General features: G+C 37.0%; 14 protein-coding genes. All 14 read right to left on the reverse strand.

Going from position 1 to position 16,859, the window contains the following annotated elements; all coding sequences use genetic code 11:
- Positions 1 to 4: 4 nt before the first annotated feature.
- The 14 genes from ACO5V7_RS03175 to ACO5V7_RS03240 all read right to left on the reverse strand — a co-directional run bounded on the left by ACO5V7_RS03175 (position 5) and on the right by ACO5V7_RS03240 (position 16,411).
- The gene (locus tag ACO5V7_RS03175; RefSeq protein WP_298648429.1) at positions 5 to 1,048 is read right to left on the reverse strand and encodes a gluconeogenesis factor YvcK family protein; all 1,044 of its coding nucleotides are present in this window, start codon (positions 1,046 to 1,048) and stop codon (positions 5 to 7) included.
- A complete protein-coding gene (gene rapZ / locus ACO5V7_RS03180) occupies positions 1,045 to 1,941 on the reverse strand; it encodes an RNase adapter RapZ (protein WP_485485014.1) in 897 nt (298 codons plus the stop codon). The genes ACO5V7_RS03175 and rapZ overlap by 4 nt, the downstream gene beginning before the upstream one ends.
- 129 nt (positions 1,942 to 2,070) lie before the next feature.
- On the reverse strand, positions 2,071 to 3,069 hold the full coding sequence (locus ACO5V7_RS03185; RefSeq protein WP_485485015.1) for a sensor histidine kinase: 999 nt from the start codon (positions 3,067 to 3,069) through the stop codon (positions 2,071 to 2,073).
- The gene (locus ACO5V7_RS03190) at positions 3,066 to 3,749 is read right to left on the reverse strand and encodes a response regulator transcription factor (protein WP_485485016.1); all 684 of its coding nucleotides are present in this window, start codon (positions 3,747 to 3,749) and stop codon (positions 3,066 to 3,068) included. The genes ACO5V7_RS03185 and ACO5V7_RS03190 overlap by 4 nt, the downstream gene beginning before the upstream one ends.
- Positions 3,750 to 3,810: 61 nt before the next feature.
- Positions 3,811 to 4,518 carry a hypothetical protein gene (locus ACO5V7_RS03195; RefSeq protein ID WP_485485017.1) on the reverse strand — a complete coding sequence of 236 codons (708 nt, stop codon included), beginning with the start codon at positions 4,516 to 4,518 and terminating at the stop codon, positions 3,811 to 3,813.
- Between the two features lie 451 nt (positions 4,519 to 4,969).
- A complete protein-coding gene (locus ACO5V7_RS03200) occupies positions 4,970 to 6,526 on the reverse strand; it encodes a bifunctional metallophosphatase/5'-nucleotidase (RefSeq protein ID WP_485485018.1) in 1,557 nt (518 codons plus the stop codon).
- A gap of 176 nt (positions 6,527 to 6,702) precedes the next feature.
- The gene (locus tag ACO5V7_RS03205) at positions 6,703 to 7,248 is read right to left on the reverse strand and encodes a DUF1697 domain-containing protein (protein ID WP_485485019.1); all 546 of its coding nucleotides are present in this window, start codon (positions 7,246 to 7,248) and stop codon (positions 6,703 to 6,705) included.
- 839 nt (positions 7,249 to 8,087) lie between these two features.
- Complete coding sequence (locus ACO5V7_RS03210) at positions 8,088 to 9,386, reverse strand: extracellular solute-binding protein (protein WP_485485020.1); 1,299 nt, start codon at positions 9,384 to 9,386, stop codon at positions 8,088 to 8,090.
- 27 nt (positions 9,387 to 9,413) lie between these two features.
- The gene (locus tag ACO5V7_RS03215) at positions 9,414 to 10,706 is read right to left on the reverse strand and encodes an MBL fold metallo-hydrolase (protein ID WP_485485021.1); all 1,293 of its coding nucleotides are present in this window, start codon (positions 10,704 to 10,706) and stop codon (positions 9,414 to 9,416) included.
- Complete coding sequence (locus ACO5V7_RS03220; RefSeq protein ID WP_485485022.1) at positions 10,690 to 11,508, reverse strand: carbohydrate ABC transporter permease; 819 nt, start codon at positions 11,506 to 11,508, stop codon at positions 10,690 to 10,692. The genes ACO5V7_RS03215 and ACO5V7_RS03220 overlap by 17 nt, the downstream gene beginning before the upstream one ends.
- Position 11,509: 1 nt before the next feature.
- Positions 11,510 to 12,385 carry a carbohydrate ABC transporter permease gene (locus ACO5V7_RS03225; protein WP_485485023.1) on the reverse strand — a complete coding sequence of 292 codons (876 nt, stop codon included), beginning with the start codon at positions 12,383 to 12,385 and terminating at the stop codon, positions 11,510 to 11,512.
- Positions 12,385 to 13,461: an ABC transporter ATP-binding protein gene (locus tag ACO5V7_RS03230; RefSeq protein WP_485485093.1), complete on the reverse strand. Its 1,077-nt coding sequence runs from the start codon at positions 13,459 to 13,461 to the stop codon at positions 12,385 to 12,387. The genes ACO5V7_RS03225 and ACO5V7_RS03230 overlap by 1 nt, the downstream gene beginning before the upstream one ends.
- A gap of 228 nt (positions 13,462 to 13,689) precedes the next feature.
- Positions 13,690 to 15,651 (reverse strand): FtsX-like permease family protein, encoded by a 1,962-nt coding sequence (locus ACO5V7_RS03235; protein WP_485485024.1) that lies wholly within the window; start codon positions 15,649 to 15,651, stop codon positions 13,690 to 13,692.
- Positions 15,644 to 16,411 carry an ABC transporter ATP-binding protein gene (locus ACO5V7_RS03240; RefSeq protein ID WP_485485025.1) on the reverse strand — a complete coding sequence of 256 codons (768 nt, stop codon included), beginning with the start codon at positions 16,409 to 16,411 and terminating at the stop codon, positions 15,644 to 15,646. Before ACO5V7_RS03240 ends, ACO5V7_RS03235 begins: the two co-directional genes overlap by 8 nt.
- Positions 16,412 to 16,859 lie beyond the last annotated feature (448 nt).

Below are 16,859 nucleotides of genomic sequence, written 5' to 3' on the forward strand. Positions count from 1 at the left end.
CTCCTTAATTATTTTCAGTTTTTGCACTTTGTAAGAGACGGAATAATTCATCAATTACTTTTTCTCCATCATGGTATACCCCATTTTCACGAAGACGAATAAAGTCTGATGAAATAACGCGACATCCTTGGTCTCTTAACCCTTGGAAGTCATATTTTACCTGATAAAGATATTCTTCATTCTTTTGTTGGCTTAAATATTCTTCCGGAACTTCCTCTGTATTCACGAGAACCGTATCAATAAATTTCGTTCCTAAATGTTCATGTAACACACGAACATGATCGGCATCCGTAAATTGCTCAGTCTCCCCTAATTGGGTCATGATGTTACAAATATACACTACTTCTGCATTGGTTTCACAGACTGCTTCACCAATATCACTAATCATAAGGTTTGGCAAAATACTTGTATATAAACTACCCGGACCCAAAACGACCATATCCGCTTCCATAATGGCATTAATCACTTCTCTAGCAGCCATAGGAGTCCGACGTTCGTCTAACTGGCGATTTTTATCATAACAGTGAACCGAAACCTTTTTAATTTCTTTGCGTAATTTCACTAATTTAGATTCTCCATCTACAATCGTACCATCTTTAAACTCTGCACGAAGTAATAAAGGTTCTTCTGCCGCTGGATAAACATGCCCTTCAACCGCCATCATTCGAGATAGTAACCGGATGGCATCAAAAATATTATTTCCTCGCATTTCCGTTAATGCTGCAATAATTAAGTTCCCGATGGCATGCCCTGCAAAGAACTGATCATCCGAATTGAAACGGTATTGGAAGATTTCTTTTTGCAAGGGATTCATAGGCGAAAGAGCAATCATGCAATTTCGAATATCTCCTGGTGGGACGACGTTCATATAGTCCCTGATAACTCCTGAACTTCCACCATCATCAGCAACTGTTACGATTGCAGTGACTTCTGCGTCACGCTTGCGGAGATTTCTAAGGAGAACAGGAAGTCCTGTTCCTCCTCCAATCACGGTAATTTTGGGGCCTTTTTTCTTCCTCGGAGGGTTTGGTGTTACCTCAAACATCATGAGCGTCCATTCCCTTCTTTACGACGATCTTTGTCACGATGAGAAATTTTCACATTATAAGAGTCGGATAATAATTCACGGCCAATTCGTTCTGCAAAAGCTACCGAACGGTGTTGTCCACCTGTACATCCAATCGCAATCGTTACGCTGGATTTCCCTTCTTTCTTATAACCCGGGATGGAGAAGTCCAGTAAGTCCATCAATTTATGATAGAACGTCTTCGCTTCTGTCTGACTCATTACATAGTCATAAACCGGTTCGTCTAGGCCTGTCAAAGGACGTAATTCTGGAATATAGTGTGGGTTTGGTAAGAAACGAACATCCATCACCACATCTGCATCAATTGGTAATCCATACTTAAATCCAAAGGACATCACTTGAATCGTAAATACACCCTCTTGACCAGTAGAAAAAGCTTGCATGATTTCTTCACGTAACTGACGAGGAGATAAATTCGTTGTATCAATGACTTTTTGCGAGCGAGTCTTAATATCTTGTAGTAAGCGACGCTCCGCAATAATTCCATCATAAATACGCCCTTCCCCAGCTAGTGGGTGGGTTCTTCTAGTTTCTTTATAACGAGAGACTAATGCATCATCACTCGCTTCTAAAAATAAAATTTTTGTGGTAATAAAGGAAGTATTATCTAGTCCACCGATTGCAGACATGATTTCATCAAAGAACGCACGAGAACGTAAATCGATTACGAGCGCAATCTTTGTAATTTTTCCTGATTCTTTCACTAATTCCCAGAATTTTGGTAATAAACTTGGCGGCATATTATCGACACAGAAATATCCCATGTCTTCAAAACTTTGCATAGCAACGGTTTTACCTGCACCGCTCATTCCTGTAATGACGACTAATTCTAATTGATCTACTGTCATTGTCATTCTCCTATCTTTTCTTAGATATAATAACCTTTTTAATTATAACATATCCGGGCGTATCATCGTTAATGTTTATGAAATTTTCCATTGCTCAAAGAAAACAAAATAAAAAGAAGGGAAGACTTCCCTTCTTTAATCTTTGACTTGTAAACCTTCTTTAGGAATCTGAATATGAATCGCGGTTCCTTCTCCAACAGTAGAATCTACACTTAAAGTGACCCCTAATTTCTTTGCAATTTCACTAGATAAATAGAGTCCTAGCCCAGTCGATTGATGGTTTACTCTTCCATTGAATCCACTAAATCCTCTTTCGAAAATTCGAGTTTGATCATGAGAGGCAATTCCAATTCCTGTATCTTTAATGGTTAGTATATCTTTATCGAAAGTAATCTCAATCCTTCCCTCATCAGGAGTATACTTAACCGCATTAGATAATACTTGTTCCACAATGACCCCCAACCATTTCTTATCCGTTACGACTACTTCATCAATAGGGCTATATTGTAATTTCAACTTCTTATGAATGAAGAATGTAGCATATTTTTTGATGACAGGATGGAGTATGTCATCCAGTTTCGCCTTTTGTAAATCCAAATCTCTATGGAAAGTTTCCATCCGTACATAGTGCAATGCTAATTCCGTATAAGCTGTAATTCGCACCAACTCTTGTTCCAACATGGACTTTTCCGCAGTTTGTGGAAGGCTACGAATTAACAGTTGGCTAGATGCAATACTCGTTTTAATCTGATGCGCCCATAGCGTGTAATAATCTATATCTTCTTTTCTACTTTGTTGCATTTTTGTCTTCAACTGCTGCATCTCTTGCGTTAAATTCTGATTCTTTTCAAAGAGAAGATGGTTCACAGGGGAAACCTCTTCTTCCAAGACTCTGGTTTGCTGATTCAAAGCTTTCACCATGCTTTTATATTTTCTCCAGTCATGCCAGAGCAAAATAAACAAAATAAAGCATAGGAACAATCCTAATAAAAATAAATAGTAAAAAGCTCCTGTACTGCCCCAGTTAAACACCAATGCAAATACCATCGAAAACACTTCGATACATCCAAATGAAATCAATAAAGTATGGTGTGATTTGAGCCATTGAATACTAAAATCTTTTTTTGTCATCATTGAATTTCTTCCGCCATTCCATACCCAATTCCTTTTTTAGTCGTGATGAGATTTGCTAAACCAATTTCAGCCAGCTTTTTACGAAGTCTCGCCACTGTCACCGAAAGTGTATTATCATCTACAAACAAATCACTATTCCACAGTTGATTCATCAACTCTTCTCTAGTTGCGATATCTCCTTGTTTCTCAAACAAGACTCTTAGAACAATTAATTCATTTTTAGAGAGATCCATTTCCTCTCCATTAAAACTCACTTTTGTGCTTGCTAATTGAAGGGTTGCACCTTTATACTCTATCCAGTCTTTCTGCTGTACAAATTCATAACTTCTACGCATCATCCCTTGAATCTTTGCTACAAGAACACTGGGTTCAAAAGGTTTTGTCATATAGTCATCTGCACCCATATTAATCGACATCACAATGTCCATCGGTTGATCGTGAGAAGATAAAAACATGATGGGCACTTGAGAGACTTTACGGATTTCCTGGCACCAATAATAACCATTATAGAATGGTAATGTAATATCGAGAATAACCAACTGAGGATTCACGGATAAAAATTGAGTATACACCTGAGAAAAATCGTCTACAGCGGCCACTTCATAATTCCATTTTTCTAACTCGGATACCACCGCATCACGAATGACTTTTTCATCTTCTACAATCATAATTGTTTGCATATACTCACCTCGCTTTTATTGTAACATCTTTCTAATTCTCAGAAAACCATCGACTTTTCTCTTACCTAATTTCTCGTATCATTTCCCATAAAGTCGTTATATTATCTTGCTTCGCTCCAATTTCATATAAAAATCCTTTGGACTCATCGTGCCCGAAAATAGAAAAATCTATCGGTTGCGATTCGTCTATCCCCAAAATTCGATTAACCACTGGAAGCTGAATATTATATTCTAGATAAAATGAGTTATCTCCTGTAGGACTTTCTTCTCTATTCGTATAATGATTCGAATGCAATTTTGCCTTTCGTAACATCTCCTGATTCAATTGCAATTCCTGAAATAAGAACTTCCCTTGAGGCCAAAGTTTTTTCGCTTCTTCCTCATTTTCAAAAACAAACTTGCCATCCACATATTGGAACGTCTGACTGATTTCCTCTTCCTTAGTTTTAGAATTGATTTGCTTCATCGTACCGACAAAAGGTTTTCCTTTTTCCTTCGCCTTAAGATAAACAAATACCGTCGAGTCCCCTACAACACGCGACTGACTCACGGTAAATCCATTCGGAAACTGCTCGAATAAATCTTCAATATTTTCTGTTGGATAAACCCTGCTCAACTCTTTCCCAGAGAGCTCTTCAAGATACCCACGACTCGTGTGGCCCACACATCCGAATAACATCGTCACCAAAATTACTATTAAGCCAAACCGCAAGCGTTCCTTTACCTTCAAAACAAAAATCGCCCTTTGCAATTTCAGTGCCTTCATCATACCATATCCCGCACTTATCACAACATTCCCTAATAAAATCCTAAACTGTCACTCTCCGGATGAAATAAACCAACACTTTATACGCTGATAAAATGAATGAATATTTGTTCTAACTTTATCGAAGCAACACAACAACTTAAACGCTGATAAAACAGAAAGCTCCTCAGAGATTATAGAAAGCATTATAGGGGATGATAACCAATGTGAACTGGGAGTAAGACAGATGAAACTAGTTTCTTCGTAGTCTTCCCCCCCGTAAGGACAAATAGAATTCCTTGAACTGCTTGTCAGTGAAGAGGAATTCATTTGTCTACTGCGTTAAAATTTCAGCAGACATCCAATTATGTTCTTCCTAAGGTGGAAGCTTGGTAGGTTTGAGACGAAAGGCTCAAACCGGTATCCTATAATGCTTTTCTATAACAAACTCTGAGGAGTTTGAAGTGTCTTTATATTATTTCACCACAGTCTTAAAGTTGTTGTTAACTGTTGCTTCGATGACTGGATGTTTGCGCAAGTATTCCGCAATGAGCTCCGTCATATCAATCTGCACCTCACGCACAATCTTCTCTGGCTTAAACATACTATAATTTCCGCCACCAACTGCACGATATTGGTTTGTAACGACTTCTAATTCTTCCGTATCTTGAACAGGTTTGCCGTGATACTCTAAGCGAGTTACACGGTCGCCGAATGGTCTAGTAAAGTCTAAGGTGTACTCGATTCCTTCATACATATCATAGTTGTAGAATTGAGGTTTTGGCTCCACATATTTAGGATTGAAGACTGCTTTTCCATTTTCAACAATGAAATAAGTGGCTACACGTTCAAGAGCTTTTCTTAAGTCTTCCCCACTCACTTTTAGAACAGCTAATGTATTTGGATAAATGTAATTTGTAATAACGTCACGCATGCGAATTTCCGAGTTAAATCCACGTCCGTCATTGTTAAATAACGCAGTCCCTGAAATATCCGCACCACTGGCTTCCATTTGAACCTTATTGATAAATTCAATATATGGATGCTCGCTTAAACGCGCAGCATGTGGATCTTTAATCGTCATATCTCCAACAACTTTTCCTACTGGAGTATCTAACCAATCTTCCACTTCTGCTTGTAAGTCGCTAAACATTTCTACCACTTTAGGGTCTGCTGGGACCTCTTCTGTAGAATGAAGTTTTGCTTCACTAGAAACAACGGTATACTTACCATCTACTTTTTCCACTTGTAAGCTGATTTCACCCACATAAGCACCGCGGTATCCTGGTTGAATCACTGGAATTCCATTCACTTTTTGGGCAATCACACGGTGTTGGTGTCCTGTCACTAAGGCATCGATTCCTTCTACTTGAGTCGCAATCGCATACCCTTCGTTTTCTCCCGTTAATAGTTCCGTTGGATCCCCACATGAAAGATCGCATTCAAATCCTCCGTGGTAAGTTACCACAACAACGTCCGCCACTTTACGCATTTCTGGAACGTATTTCTTCGCTGTTTCTAACGCGCTCACGAATACTAAATCTTTCACCGTTGCAGGTTGTTCCCAATTTGGAATATAGGGTGTTGTAATCCCTAAAACTGCGATTTTCACGCCATCTTTCTCGAACACTTTGTAAGGTTCGCCAAACGCAGGCTTGCCCTCTTTTGTTAAAATGTTTGCACAAAGAATTGGGTGGTTATAAGACGCAATCGCTTCTTTTAAGTAATCAAGCCCATAGTTGAACTCGTGGTTCCCTAGAATTCCTAAATCATAACCTAAGTAATTTAATACTTTAGTTAAATCTGCAGCTACTTTTGCATCATTTTTACGTACATAATAGCTTAAAGGCGACCCTTGAATAAAGTCTCCATTTTCAATTTGGATTACTGGCCCTTTGGCTTCTTGTTTTAATCGTTGAATTACCGTCGCAGCCTTTGCGGTACTGAATCCTAAATCCAAGTTTCTTTCAGTATAATTCGTTGGCAATACATACCCATGCATATCACTTGTTTCAATAATTTTTATTTCCATAATGCGCCTCTACTTTCTACAAATTCACAAATTATTGTACCATAAAAAAGCCCTGTCATAAAGGCACTTCTTTCTACTTCATATCTGTCTTACACACTGATTTCTCTTCCATTTTAAATAAAAAAACAGTAAATTCATCGACTTACTGTTTTTAGATCATTTTTCTTCTATAAACATTACTGTTCTTTTTGCAGTAGTTCTGCAATTTTATCAAATGTCTTACCGTTTCGAATTGTAATCGTTTTATAAAAAGGTTGCTTCAACAACTTCTTATGATAAGTCGTCTTCAAAAATTCCCCTTCGTCCATCTTAGCCCAAAAAACTGCATTCTTTCCGATATGCACTTTTTCACTATAAAGCCCAGAGTTTTTTGCAAATTCAACGACCTCATCCGAATTTGTCCCCTGAGAATAAAACAAAATATCTTTTCTAGCAAAGTCTTCGTTCCACCACTCTGGAAGATTCGCAATCTCTTCTAAATAAGTTTCTTTTGAAAGTAACGAAAACGGAATCGAGAAGTCATAATTCTTTTCTAACAATTTCTCAACTTTCGAAACAATTTTTTCTACACTCTCTCTACTTGTAAAAAATAAATTTCCACTATTAATATACGAATCTACTTCGCTGAAGCCTTCACTCTTTAATAGTTCCTTCAGCTCGCTCATTACAACTTTATTTTTTCCTCCAACATTGATACCTCTTAATAAAAGCACATACCTCATTCAAATCACCTCTCCTATCAGCTCATTATAACATACTCTCTATAAAAGACACTCATCCCATCCAGAACCGGTCCGTCGTGAACGAGAAACACAATCTAGGGAAAACCTCCCAACTTTCCTCAGCTTTGTTGTGTGGAATCCCCTCAGGAGGCTTTTAGGTGAATACCGAAAACGTCCATTGCAACAGAAACAGCGGTTTTGTTGAAAGATTAGTGAGAACATCCATTGAATGCGAATTAGAGACACTTACGAAGGCATTCGTTAGTGTCTCTTTGAGGCTTCAAAGACGAGAGACAGGAGGCTTGAGTCGGTGGCTCACTAATTCTCTTTCAACAATAAAAACCGCTTGTTTCTAAAGCAATCCCAACATCACCTCGCACCAGTCCGTCGTGAACGAGGAACACAATCTAAAGAACGCCACACAATTTTCCTTAGCTTTGTTGTGTGGAATCCCCTCAGGAGGCTTTTAGGTGTACACCAATAACTTCGATTGCGACAGAAACAACGGTTTTGTTGAAAGATTAGTGAGAACATCCATTGAATGCGAATTAGAGACACTTACGAATCTATTCGTTAGTGTCTCTTTGAGGCTTCAAAGATGAGAGACAGGAGGCTCGAATCGGTGGCTCACTAATCCTCTTTCAACATAAAGAACCGCTTGTTTCTAAAGCAATTCGCACCGGACTTCATACACCTAAAAGCCTCCCCCAAAGGGGCATCACATCACTAATACCTATTCCGCACTAACACCTATTCCAGCACTCATTCCACACAAAAAGCCTGAGGAAAATTCCCCAGGCTTTCATTGTAATTGTGTTGTGAATGAACTTTATAAGTGATTATTGATTCCACGCAGCATCAAATTGCGCTTTAGAATCTTGAATTAATTGATCCACATTGCCATTTTGAGTTGCAAAGATTTTTTCTAAAATCGTACGAACTTCAGCATATGCAGGATCTGAGTTTTCAACTACAGGAATTGAGAATAAGTTCTTAGTAGCATCTGCTAAGATTGCAGGAACTTTAGAACCTGATTTCTTGTATTCATCTTTTTCTAACACTGAAGCAACTGTTGGCATGTAACCTGTTTTTTGTGCCCAGTATAATTGAGATTCAGCTGAAGATAAGAATTTCAAGTATAAAAATGCTGCTGTACGTTGTTCTTCAGTAGTAGAACCTTCGAACATGTAAATGTCAGTACCTTGTTGCAAGTTGAATTTATCAGGACGTGGAGCTACACCGTATTCGTATCCAGCTTCTTTAGCACCTTTAGCTACAAATGATTCACCAGCTGTTGAACCAACATACATTGCTACTTTTTTGTTTTGGAATGGTCCTGATAAGTATTTATCTGAACCAGCTGTACGGAAGTATCCGTCACGAATTCCGTCTGCATAGTATTTAACAACTTCTTTTGAAGCATCACTTGTGAAGTCTAATTCTTTAGTGAAGCCAACGCCTTTGTTCTTCATACCAATTGCATAGTAGTTATTTAATGAGTCGAAACCAGCACCCACAACTTCGTGGTTTGATTTTTCGTAAATTGCTTTAGCGGCTTCTTTTAATTCATCTAAAGTAGTTGGAACTTTAACACCGTATTCTTTTAATAAATCTGCATTGTAGAATAATACTTCAGTAGATTTGTTGAATGGGATACCGTATTGTACTCCGTTGATTCGAGCACCTTCCATTAAGTCTGAACGAATCTCTTCACCTTTCTTGAATCCGATTGTTTCGTTTTCAAGATATGGTTTGAAATCTACTAACGAATCTTGACTCGCAGCATTGAATAACCAGTTAGGATATGCTTGAGTGATTGTTGGCAAATCTTTTGGTGAAGTTAAAGTTGAGTTGATTTTAGCTTGTAAATCTTTATAAGTAGATTGGTTTTGTAACTCTACTTTAATATTTGGATTAGCTTTCATGAAGTCTTCTGTTAATTTTTGAAGAGCTTTTTCAAGCTGACCGTTCATGGCATGCCAGAATGTGATTGTTGTTTCTGATTTCACTTCTGTTACGATATTTTTTTTAGTTTCTTCAGCTTTTGAAGAGTTGTTTGATGTACTTGCTCCACAAGCTGATAATGCTACAACTGATGCTGTTGCTAGTGTCGCTTTTACTAAAGATTTGAATTTCATTTTTCTTCTCCTTTTGTTATATAGTTTTCACAACATAATTTTTTCGCCGCGATACGGCAATATTCTTTTACCATACGGATTTTCCAGAAGTTCTGGTTTTAACGTATGGATTGGAATCAAACACTTAGGCTCGATCATCGCAATAATTCGGTCTAAATCTTCCGGTTTTGCGTGACCTGAGCATGCAAGGCGTACAAACTCAATGTTTCTTTTCGCCAATAAATCAAGGAACGGTTGATAGTTCGGATCAAAGTCCCCTAGAGGCTGTGCATCACTATGGATATATAAGCTTCCCTCTTGCAGGCGTTCAAAGTGATCAACCACTTGCCATAGGTACTCTGAAGTATCCTCTAATAACGTTTCATATGAAATTTCTAAATTTGGGTCCAGTTCGTCTAATCGAGGAGCACCTTCACGATAGTAGAAATGGGCTTCTTTTTGGAAGACTTCTTTAAGAAGTGCCGCCATTGTTGCTTCAAGCACAACAATACGGTTTGTGCCTTCGACAATTTTTTCAAAACGACGGACGTTTGCCGGGTATCCATTAAAGGTGATTTGTCTCTGTGGATTTTCTTGTTCTAGAAAAACAATCTGACGAATTACATCTTCTTCTGTCTCTGGTTTAAAAGCTTCCACTTCTACTGGACGATCACCAAAACTGATAGATACACCTTCCATCATTAAGATATCTGTATATTTTGCTTTTTTACAAAACTCAATCGTATCTTCGGCATTATGACCGTGAAGTCTTAAATCTCCTGTATAAGTAATATGGTGCCCTGGTGTTTTGATGATTAAAGCTGCTGCACCATAGGCATCATGGTCTACACGGACGATTTCTACTTCGATTTCTCCAACTTTAACTACATCACCAGCATCTAATCCAATCATATCTCTTGTAAACGTCTCTTCTGCGAACGTTGATGGAATCAAGAATACTCCATTTCGATTGAGCGAGTTCACAATTATTTTTGTTTCCTTCAATGTATATAAAGGGATATTTGGATCTAAATAATTCAACATTCTCGTATGATCTAGATGCGCATGAGAGATAAAGACTGCCGTATTGGCATAGTCTTTATCTTCATCTCCTTCATATTTGTAAGGAATTCTTGCATCATAAACATTTTTTAAATGTGGAATAACTCTATGATTAACGAGCGTTTGCACCGATTCATCGGTTAATTCTAATTTCGGTAAGAATTCTGTTCCAAAGTCGAAAAAGATATGACTATCTTTATATGCAACTTCAATTACAGTTCCACCAATGGTTAGAATTCCGCTATGAAAGGTAATCGTTGTTTTATCCTTTGATACCATTCTTCGCTACCCCTCTAATAATTTCTTTTCTGAAGACGAAGTAAATTAACAGAATAGGGATAACCGTTAAAGTAGCAGCGGCCATTTGTAGGTGAACGTCACTCCCAGCTTCAGTTGTGAAGGCAGAAAGACCATTGTTTAATAGACGGAATTCTTTCGTATTTGTTACCAATAGTGGCCATAGGAATGAATTCCAGCTTTGAATAAACGTTAAAATCCCTACTGTAACCAATGCTGGTTTACACATTGGAACTAAAATGCGACGGATATATTCTAAATCACTTGCACCGTCAATTTTAGCAGCTTTATAAAACGTACTTGGGATTCCTTTTAAGTATCCGTTTAAGTAGTAAATATAGAAGATACTTGTTAAAAACGGAATGATTAACGCTAAATACGTGTTTAATAAACCTAATTGAGCGATTGTTTGGTAGTTTGTAAAGATGATTGATTCATACGGAACCATTAATAGTGAAACTAAAATCATCATTACAATATTCTTACCTTTGAACTGTAAGCTTGTTACAGCAAAGGCTGCTAGTAATGAAGTAATGACCGTTGCTACGGTTGTAAATAGAGACACGAATAATGTGTTTCCGAAGTAACGTAAGAACGGTGCACGACTAAATACTTCTAAATAGTTACTAAATTGGAATGATCTAGGAATAAATGACGGTGGAATGCTTGTTGCTTCTGCATAAGTCATCAACCCAGTCATAATCATATAAATAAATGGGAATACTGTAATTAACGCTAAGAAAATTAATAACGCAATCGTAAATCCATTAAATACTTTCTTCATCTTATCCCTCCGCCTTTCTTAGGAATTTATTTTGGAGGAATGTTGCAAAAAGAATGATTGCAAATAAGATTACAGTGGCTGCCATGGCAACCCCTGGTCTTCCTGCCACATGGAATTTATCGTAAATATAATACACAGCAGTTGTTGCTGAGTTAGCTGTACCAGCACTTCCTCCGAACAAAGCATAAACTTGAGTGTACACTTTGAACGCACCGATTAAGTTCACTGTTGATAAGAAGGCAATTGTAGGTACTAATTGTGGAAAAGTAATACGCCAGAAGATTTCACGGTCTGTCGCACCAAACATTTTCGCAATTTTGAAATGCTCTGTATCGATATTTCTAAGCCCTGCTAGTAAGATAATGATATTGAACGCTAAACTTGTCCATACCCCGAAAATAATTAACGTAGGCATGCTCATGTTAACATTATCCAGCCAGTTAACAGCTGGAATCCCAATCAATCCTAAAAAGAAATTGATAATTCCGTAATCTCCATTAAAGAAGTAACGGAATACAATCCCGATAGCGATTGTACTTGTAACATAAGGCATGAAGAAGATTGTTTCAAAGAAACTCTTATGCTTAATCTTTTCAAAAATAATCCACGCAACGACCACTGAAATTAATAAAGCAACAGGCACAACTGCAAATGCATATAATGCAGTATTAATAAGTGCTTTATGGAAAACCGGGTCAGCGATTACTTTTTGGTAATTGTCCAAGCCTGTATATTGTAATTTTAATAGTGACCCTTTTTGGAAACTCATCCAAAACGAACGAAGTAATGGATAAATATTAAATAAGAGAATCACTCCTAAAGATGGGAGAAGGAAGAACCAAGCTTTAGGTTGGTTTTCTGGATTATATTTTTTCATTAGTAAACACGCACTCCATCTTTATCAAATAAGAAGATTTTGTGTTTTAGAATGTTAAATGCAAGTGTGTCTCCTTCTTCAATCTTATGTTCCACACTTACGATTGATTTCAAGTATTGTTCCCCTAATGGGAAGTGAAGAATACGTTCACGTCCGATTAACTCAACCCCACTGATAGTTGTAGAGAACAAACCTTCTCCTTCAGTAGCTGGAACAACATCTTCCGGACGCATTCCTAAATAATAGTGTCCATTAGCCCACTCTTGACGTTTGCGTTCTTGTGATAATTCAGAGGCTGGTAACTTGAATTCAGGATGGTGAATCACTCCATCTTTAATTTCCACTTCAGTAATGTTGATAATTGGGTTACCAATGAATTTTGCTACGAATAAGTTGCTTGGCTCTAGGTATAAGTTTTGAGGGTCATCATGTTGTTGAATGTACCCTTCGTTTAATAAAATAATTTTATCTGAAATTGATAAAGCTTCTTCTTGGTCGTGTGTTACGAAGATGGTAGTAATTCCTACTTCTTTAACAAGACGACGGATTTCTTCACGAATCTTCAAACGTAAACGAGCATCTAAGTTACTTAAAGGCTCATCAAGAAGTAATACTTCAGGTTTTTGAACAAGCGCACGAGTGATGGCCACACGTTGTTGTTGTCCTCCTGATAAAGTACCCGGTTTTTTACCAGCTAACTCCTCAATATTTGTTAATTGCATATATTCTTCTGCAATTTTTTGAGCTTCTTCTTTAGAAATTTTATTTTTACCAACAGTTAGAGGGAACATGATGTTCTCTAACACTGTCATATGCGGATATAACGCATAGTTTTGGAATACAAATCCAATGTTACGGTCTTTTGGTTCTGTTGTAACAACAGATTGCCCCTTAAAACGGATGTCTCCTCCCGTAGGTGATAATAATCCCGCGATTATATTTAAAATTGTTGATTTCCCACATCCACTTGGACCTAGTAAACATACTAAATCTCCTTGTTCAATTGAGAAATTTACTGACTTTAACGCTTCAAAGCCGTTATCGAATACTTTGTTTAAGTCAATAACATCGATCATGACTAATCCTCCAGTTTTATTTACTTGAATACATTCCATTATACCATGTTTTTTAGTTACTGAAAACCGAAATCTTTTCTTGAAAGCTTTTTATTGCGGACAGTTATCCTATTTTTGAGCAAATAAAAAGGACAAGTTTTCTTGTCCTTTTTGTGTTATTTTTTTGTTATAAAAACCTTTTAAAACAACTTTCTTCTTCGAAAATTTCTTTTCTTTGTGAACATTTTATTAACGTTTTACAATCTTAAAATAAGTTCTAGAGGTTACTTTGTAGACGATAAAGTAAACAATCAAGAATATAATTCCAATGACAATCGATGCAATCAATGTTATTTGAGTATTTACTCCAAATAATTGTGCAATCCTCGTGTACATTTTAAACGCAAAGCCTGTATGTAAGAATGCGGTTAATAGTGGCATAAAGAAGACAATTAATACTTGGCGATTGATAGATTGTTTAACGGTCTTATGATCAATTCCCATTTTTTGTAAGATGACAAAACGGTCTCTATCCTCATATCCTTCAGAGATTTGTTTGTAGTAAATCACTAATACCGCACCCACAAAGAACGAAACTGAAAGCAAGGCTCCAATGAAGAGAAGACTTCCCATAAATCCATATATTTCTTTCGCAGCTTCTGTTTTACTATACATGACTAGAGGGACATTATATTGATCCACATCTATATTTTGATACGCTTCAAATTCTTCTTTTAAACTTTCTTCTTTTGTATCTGTGTTCCATAGTGAATAGTACTGCACTCTCTCATGATTTCCTGGATTGATAAAGTCATATACGTCTTTCACAACCACCATATAAATATTATCCACTAAAGCTGATAGTTGAGGCAAGGTCGTCTTATACTTATCATTGTTTAAATCACCAACAACTTTATAGTTTTTTTTGGCAGTAGTCAGTGTTGAAAACTCTTTGCCGTCTCCTTTTGTATGGCCCACTACCATTTCATTTTCTTTCAAGGAAAGATTCGTTCCAAAAATGCGGTTATAATCCTCTTGAGACATCACCGTCAGAGCTACCACATTCTCTGCCCCAGAGAAAGAATTCATAATCTCAACAGAATCCCCTTTTTGAAGACCAAAACGAACGGATTGTCCAAATGAAATTTCATTCTTAACAGTTGATAAAGATTTAGCTTGAATATCTTTCATCGCTTTACTTGCTTCTGCTTCTTCCTCTTTAGAAGTCAGGAATGAAGAAACCGAATATTCCGTAGGATAAGATTCATTAAGTGTTTTAAAAGCTCCTACTTGTAAAGACACCGTCGTTCCTAGTGTTACTAATACCATGGTAGATAAAATACACACACTAGCCAATCCAGCAGCGTTTTTATGCATACGGAATTTTAAATTGGAGATTGAAATAAAGTTTGTAGGTTGATAGAATAGTTTTTTGTTTTTTTGCAATGCACTTAAAATTGCAATAGAACCTGCATCAAACAGAATGTACGTTGCAATCACAACCATAATAACCGCAACAAAGAACATCATGATGGCCGCCATCGGACTTTCAATCGTTTGTGACATATAATAGGCTAGCCCTAAAATCACAAACCCAATGATTGCACGCGTCTTCATGAAACGACCTTTTGTTTCACCAAATTTCTTTGTTTTTAATAATTCTAACGGACGACTTGTATAAATTTTCGTAGCATTTAAGAAGAACACAATCAAGAAGATGACACCCATGAAAATATATACAAAGAAGATACTACCGATTTGTAAATGATACTCTAGTCCGATCGGATATTGAATCAGTTTTAAGAGGATCGCAAATGCGAAACGGTGGAAAACCATCCCAAGTACAATCCCTGCTGATACACTGACGAGTGCAAACAGGAACAATTCCATAAAGCTAAGAATTTGTACATTTTTACGGTCTAAGCCTAAAATTCCATACAAGCCAAATTCTTTCGAACGGTTCTTCATTACAAAACTATTGGCGTAAAGCACAATTAATAGCGCCACAACTTGAATCACAATCACTCCCAAACCTAAAGAAAGAGCGATAGAAGAACCCCCTCTTAAAGTGGAAAGTTCTGGCATTGAAGATAATGCGTGAACGATATAAGAAATCATCGTGACCATGACTGTTGCGAGTCCAAATGGTAAATACAAGGAATGATTCTTTTTCAAATTCGTCACAGCTAATGAACTTAGTAGTTTAAACATGTGCCTCACCTCTGTTTGCCATCACGGTTAACGTTTCAGAGATTAATTCAAACATTTGTTGGTCGCTTCTTTCCCCGCGATACAATTGGTTATAAATTAATCCATCTTTAATAAAGAGCACTCGTTTAGCACGACTTGCCGCAACCGTACTATGTGTTACCATTAAGATTGTTTGACCATTTTCATTGATTTTATCAAACAAATCTAATGTATTACTAGCTGATTTAGAGTCAAGCGCTCCAGTTGGTTCATCGGCCAGTAGTAAACTTGGATTTGTAATCATGGCACGACCAATTGCCACACGTTGCTGTTGTCCACCTGATAACTCATAAGGATATTTTGCCAATAAATCTGAAATTCCAAGCATTTCCGCAATCGGCTTCACTTTTTGTTCCATCTCCGCAATCGGACGTCTTGCTAAGACTAAAGGCAATACGATATTGTCATATACTGATAATGTTTCTAATAAGTTGAAGTCTTGGAACACGAATCCTAAATGGTCACGTCTGAATTCTGTTAGTACTTTTGAAGAAATCTTTTGGATGTCTTCTCCATTTAATAGAACACTTCCGCCTGTTGGACGGTCTAGAGTCGCTAAAATATTTAATAGCGTTGTTTTCCCTGAACCGGATTCCCCCATAACAGCAACATATTCACCTTCTTCAACTGAAAAATTAATGTCTTTTAATGCTGTTACTTCCGCAGCTCCGAATCTTGTTTGATATACTTTTTGTACATGTTGTACGTCTAATAATGTCATTTATTTTCACCCTTTGTTTTAATTTGTTGAACACAGTATAACCGAAATAAAAAGTGAATTCATGACACCATCCTATCATTTTTTATTCGTTTCTTACATTTTTGTCACTTTAAAAGCTAATCAAAAAAGAAGTTTATAAAGATTCCTGTTAAAAACGAACTATTTTGAAAATATATTTACAAAACTGCTCGATTCTCTACATTTCACGAACTATTATCTATTATTCTTTTTTATAGTTTGCTTTTTGGGTTGACAAGCCTCTTTTTTTCTAGTATAGTCTCTATATAACTTATTTGAAACGCTATGAAAAGAGAGTCAAAAATAGAGCTTAGCATAAGAAAATATCCTCTCTATTTTTCACGAGGTCTTTGAGCTGATTGTCTGATTCGTTAGGGCAATACGGGTTCTCCCGTTACAGAGTTACCGTATAGTTGTACGGAAGTAATCT

The organism is Granulicatella sp. (assembly GCF_057274575.1).

Coding starts and splice junctions, on each gene's coding strand:
- ACO5V7_RS03195 (WP_485485017.1), bottom strand. CDS start 4,518: ATGATGAAGGCACTGAAATTGCAAAGGGCGATTTTTGTTTTGAAGGTA.
- ACO5V7_RS03215 (WP_485485021.1), bottom strand. CDS start 10,706: ATGGTATCAAAGGATAAAACAACGATTACCTTTCATAGCGGAATTCTA.
- ACO5V7_RS03205 (WP_485485019.1), bottom strand. CDS start 7,248: ATGAGGTATGTGCTTTTATTAAGAGGTATCAATGTTGGAGGAAAAAAT.
- ACO5V7_RS03240 (WP_485485025.1), bottom strand. CDS start 16,411: ATGACATTATTAGACGTACAACATGTACAAAAAGTATATCAAACAAGA.
- ACO5V7_RS03190 (WP_485485016.1), bottom strand. CDS start 3,749: ATGCAAACAATTATGATTGTAGAAGATGAAAAAGTCATTCGTGATGCG.
- ACO5V7_RS03225 (WP_485485023.1), bottom strand. CDS start 12,385: ATGAAAAAATATAATCCAGAAAACCAACCTAAAGCTTGGTTCTTCCTT.
- ACO5V7_RS03210 (WP_485485020.1), bottom strand. CDS start 9,386: ATGAAATTCAAATCTTTAGTAAAAGCGACACTAGCAACAGCATCAGTT.
- ACO5V7_RS03185 (WP_485485015.1), bottom strand. CDS start 3,069: ATGATGACAAAAAAAGATTTTAGTATTCAATGGCTCAAATCACACCAT.
- ACO5V7_RS03175 (WP_298648429.1), bottom strand. CDS start 1,048: ATGATGTTTGAGGTAACACCAAACCCTCCGAGGAAGAAAAAAGGCCCC.
- ACO5V7_RS03230 (WP_485485093.1), bottom strand. CDS start 13,461: ATGATCGATGTTATTGACTTAAACAAAGTATTCGATAACGGCTTTGAA.
- ACO5V7_RS03220 (WP_485485022.1), bottom strand. CDS start 11,508: ATGAAGAAAGTATTTAATGGATTTACGATTGCGTTATTAATTTTCTTA.
- ACO5V7_RS03235 (WP_485485024.1), bottom strand. CDS start 15,651: ATGTTTAAACTACTAAGTTCATTAGCTGTGACGAATTTGAAAAAGAAT.
- rapZ (WP_485485014.1), bottom strand. CDS start 1,941: ATGACAATGACAGTAGATCAATTAGAATTAGTCGTCATTACAGGAATG.
- ACO5V7_RS03200 (WP_485485018.1), bottom strand. CDS start 6,526: ATGGAAATAAAAATTATTGAAACAAGTGATATGCATGGGTATGTATTG.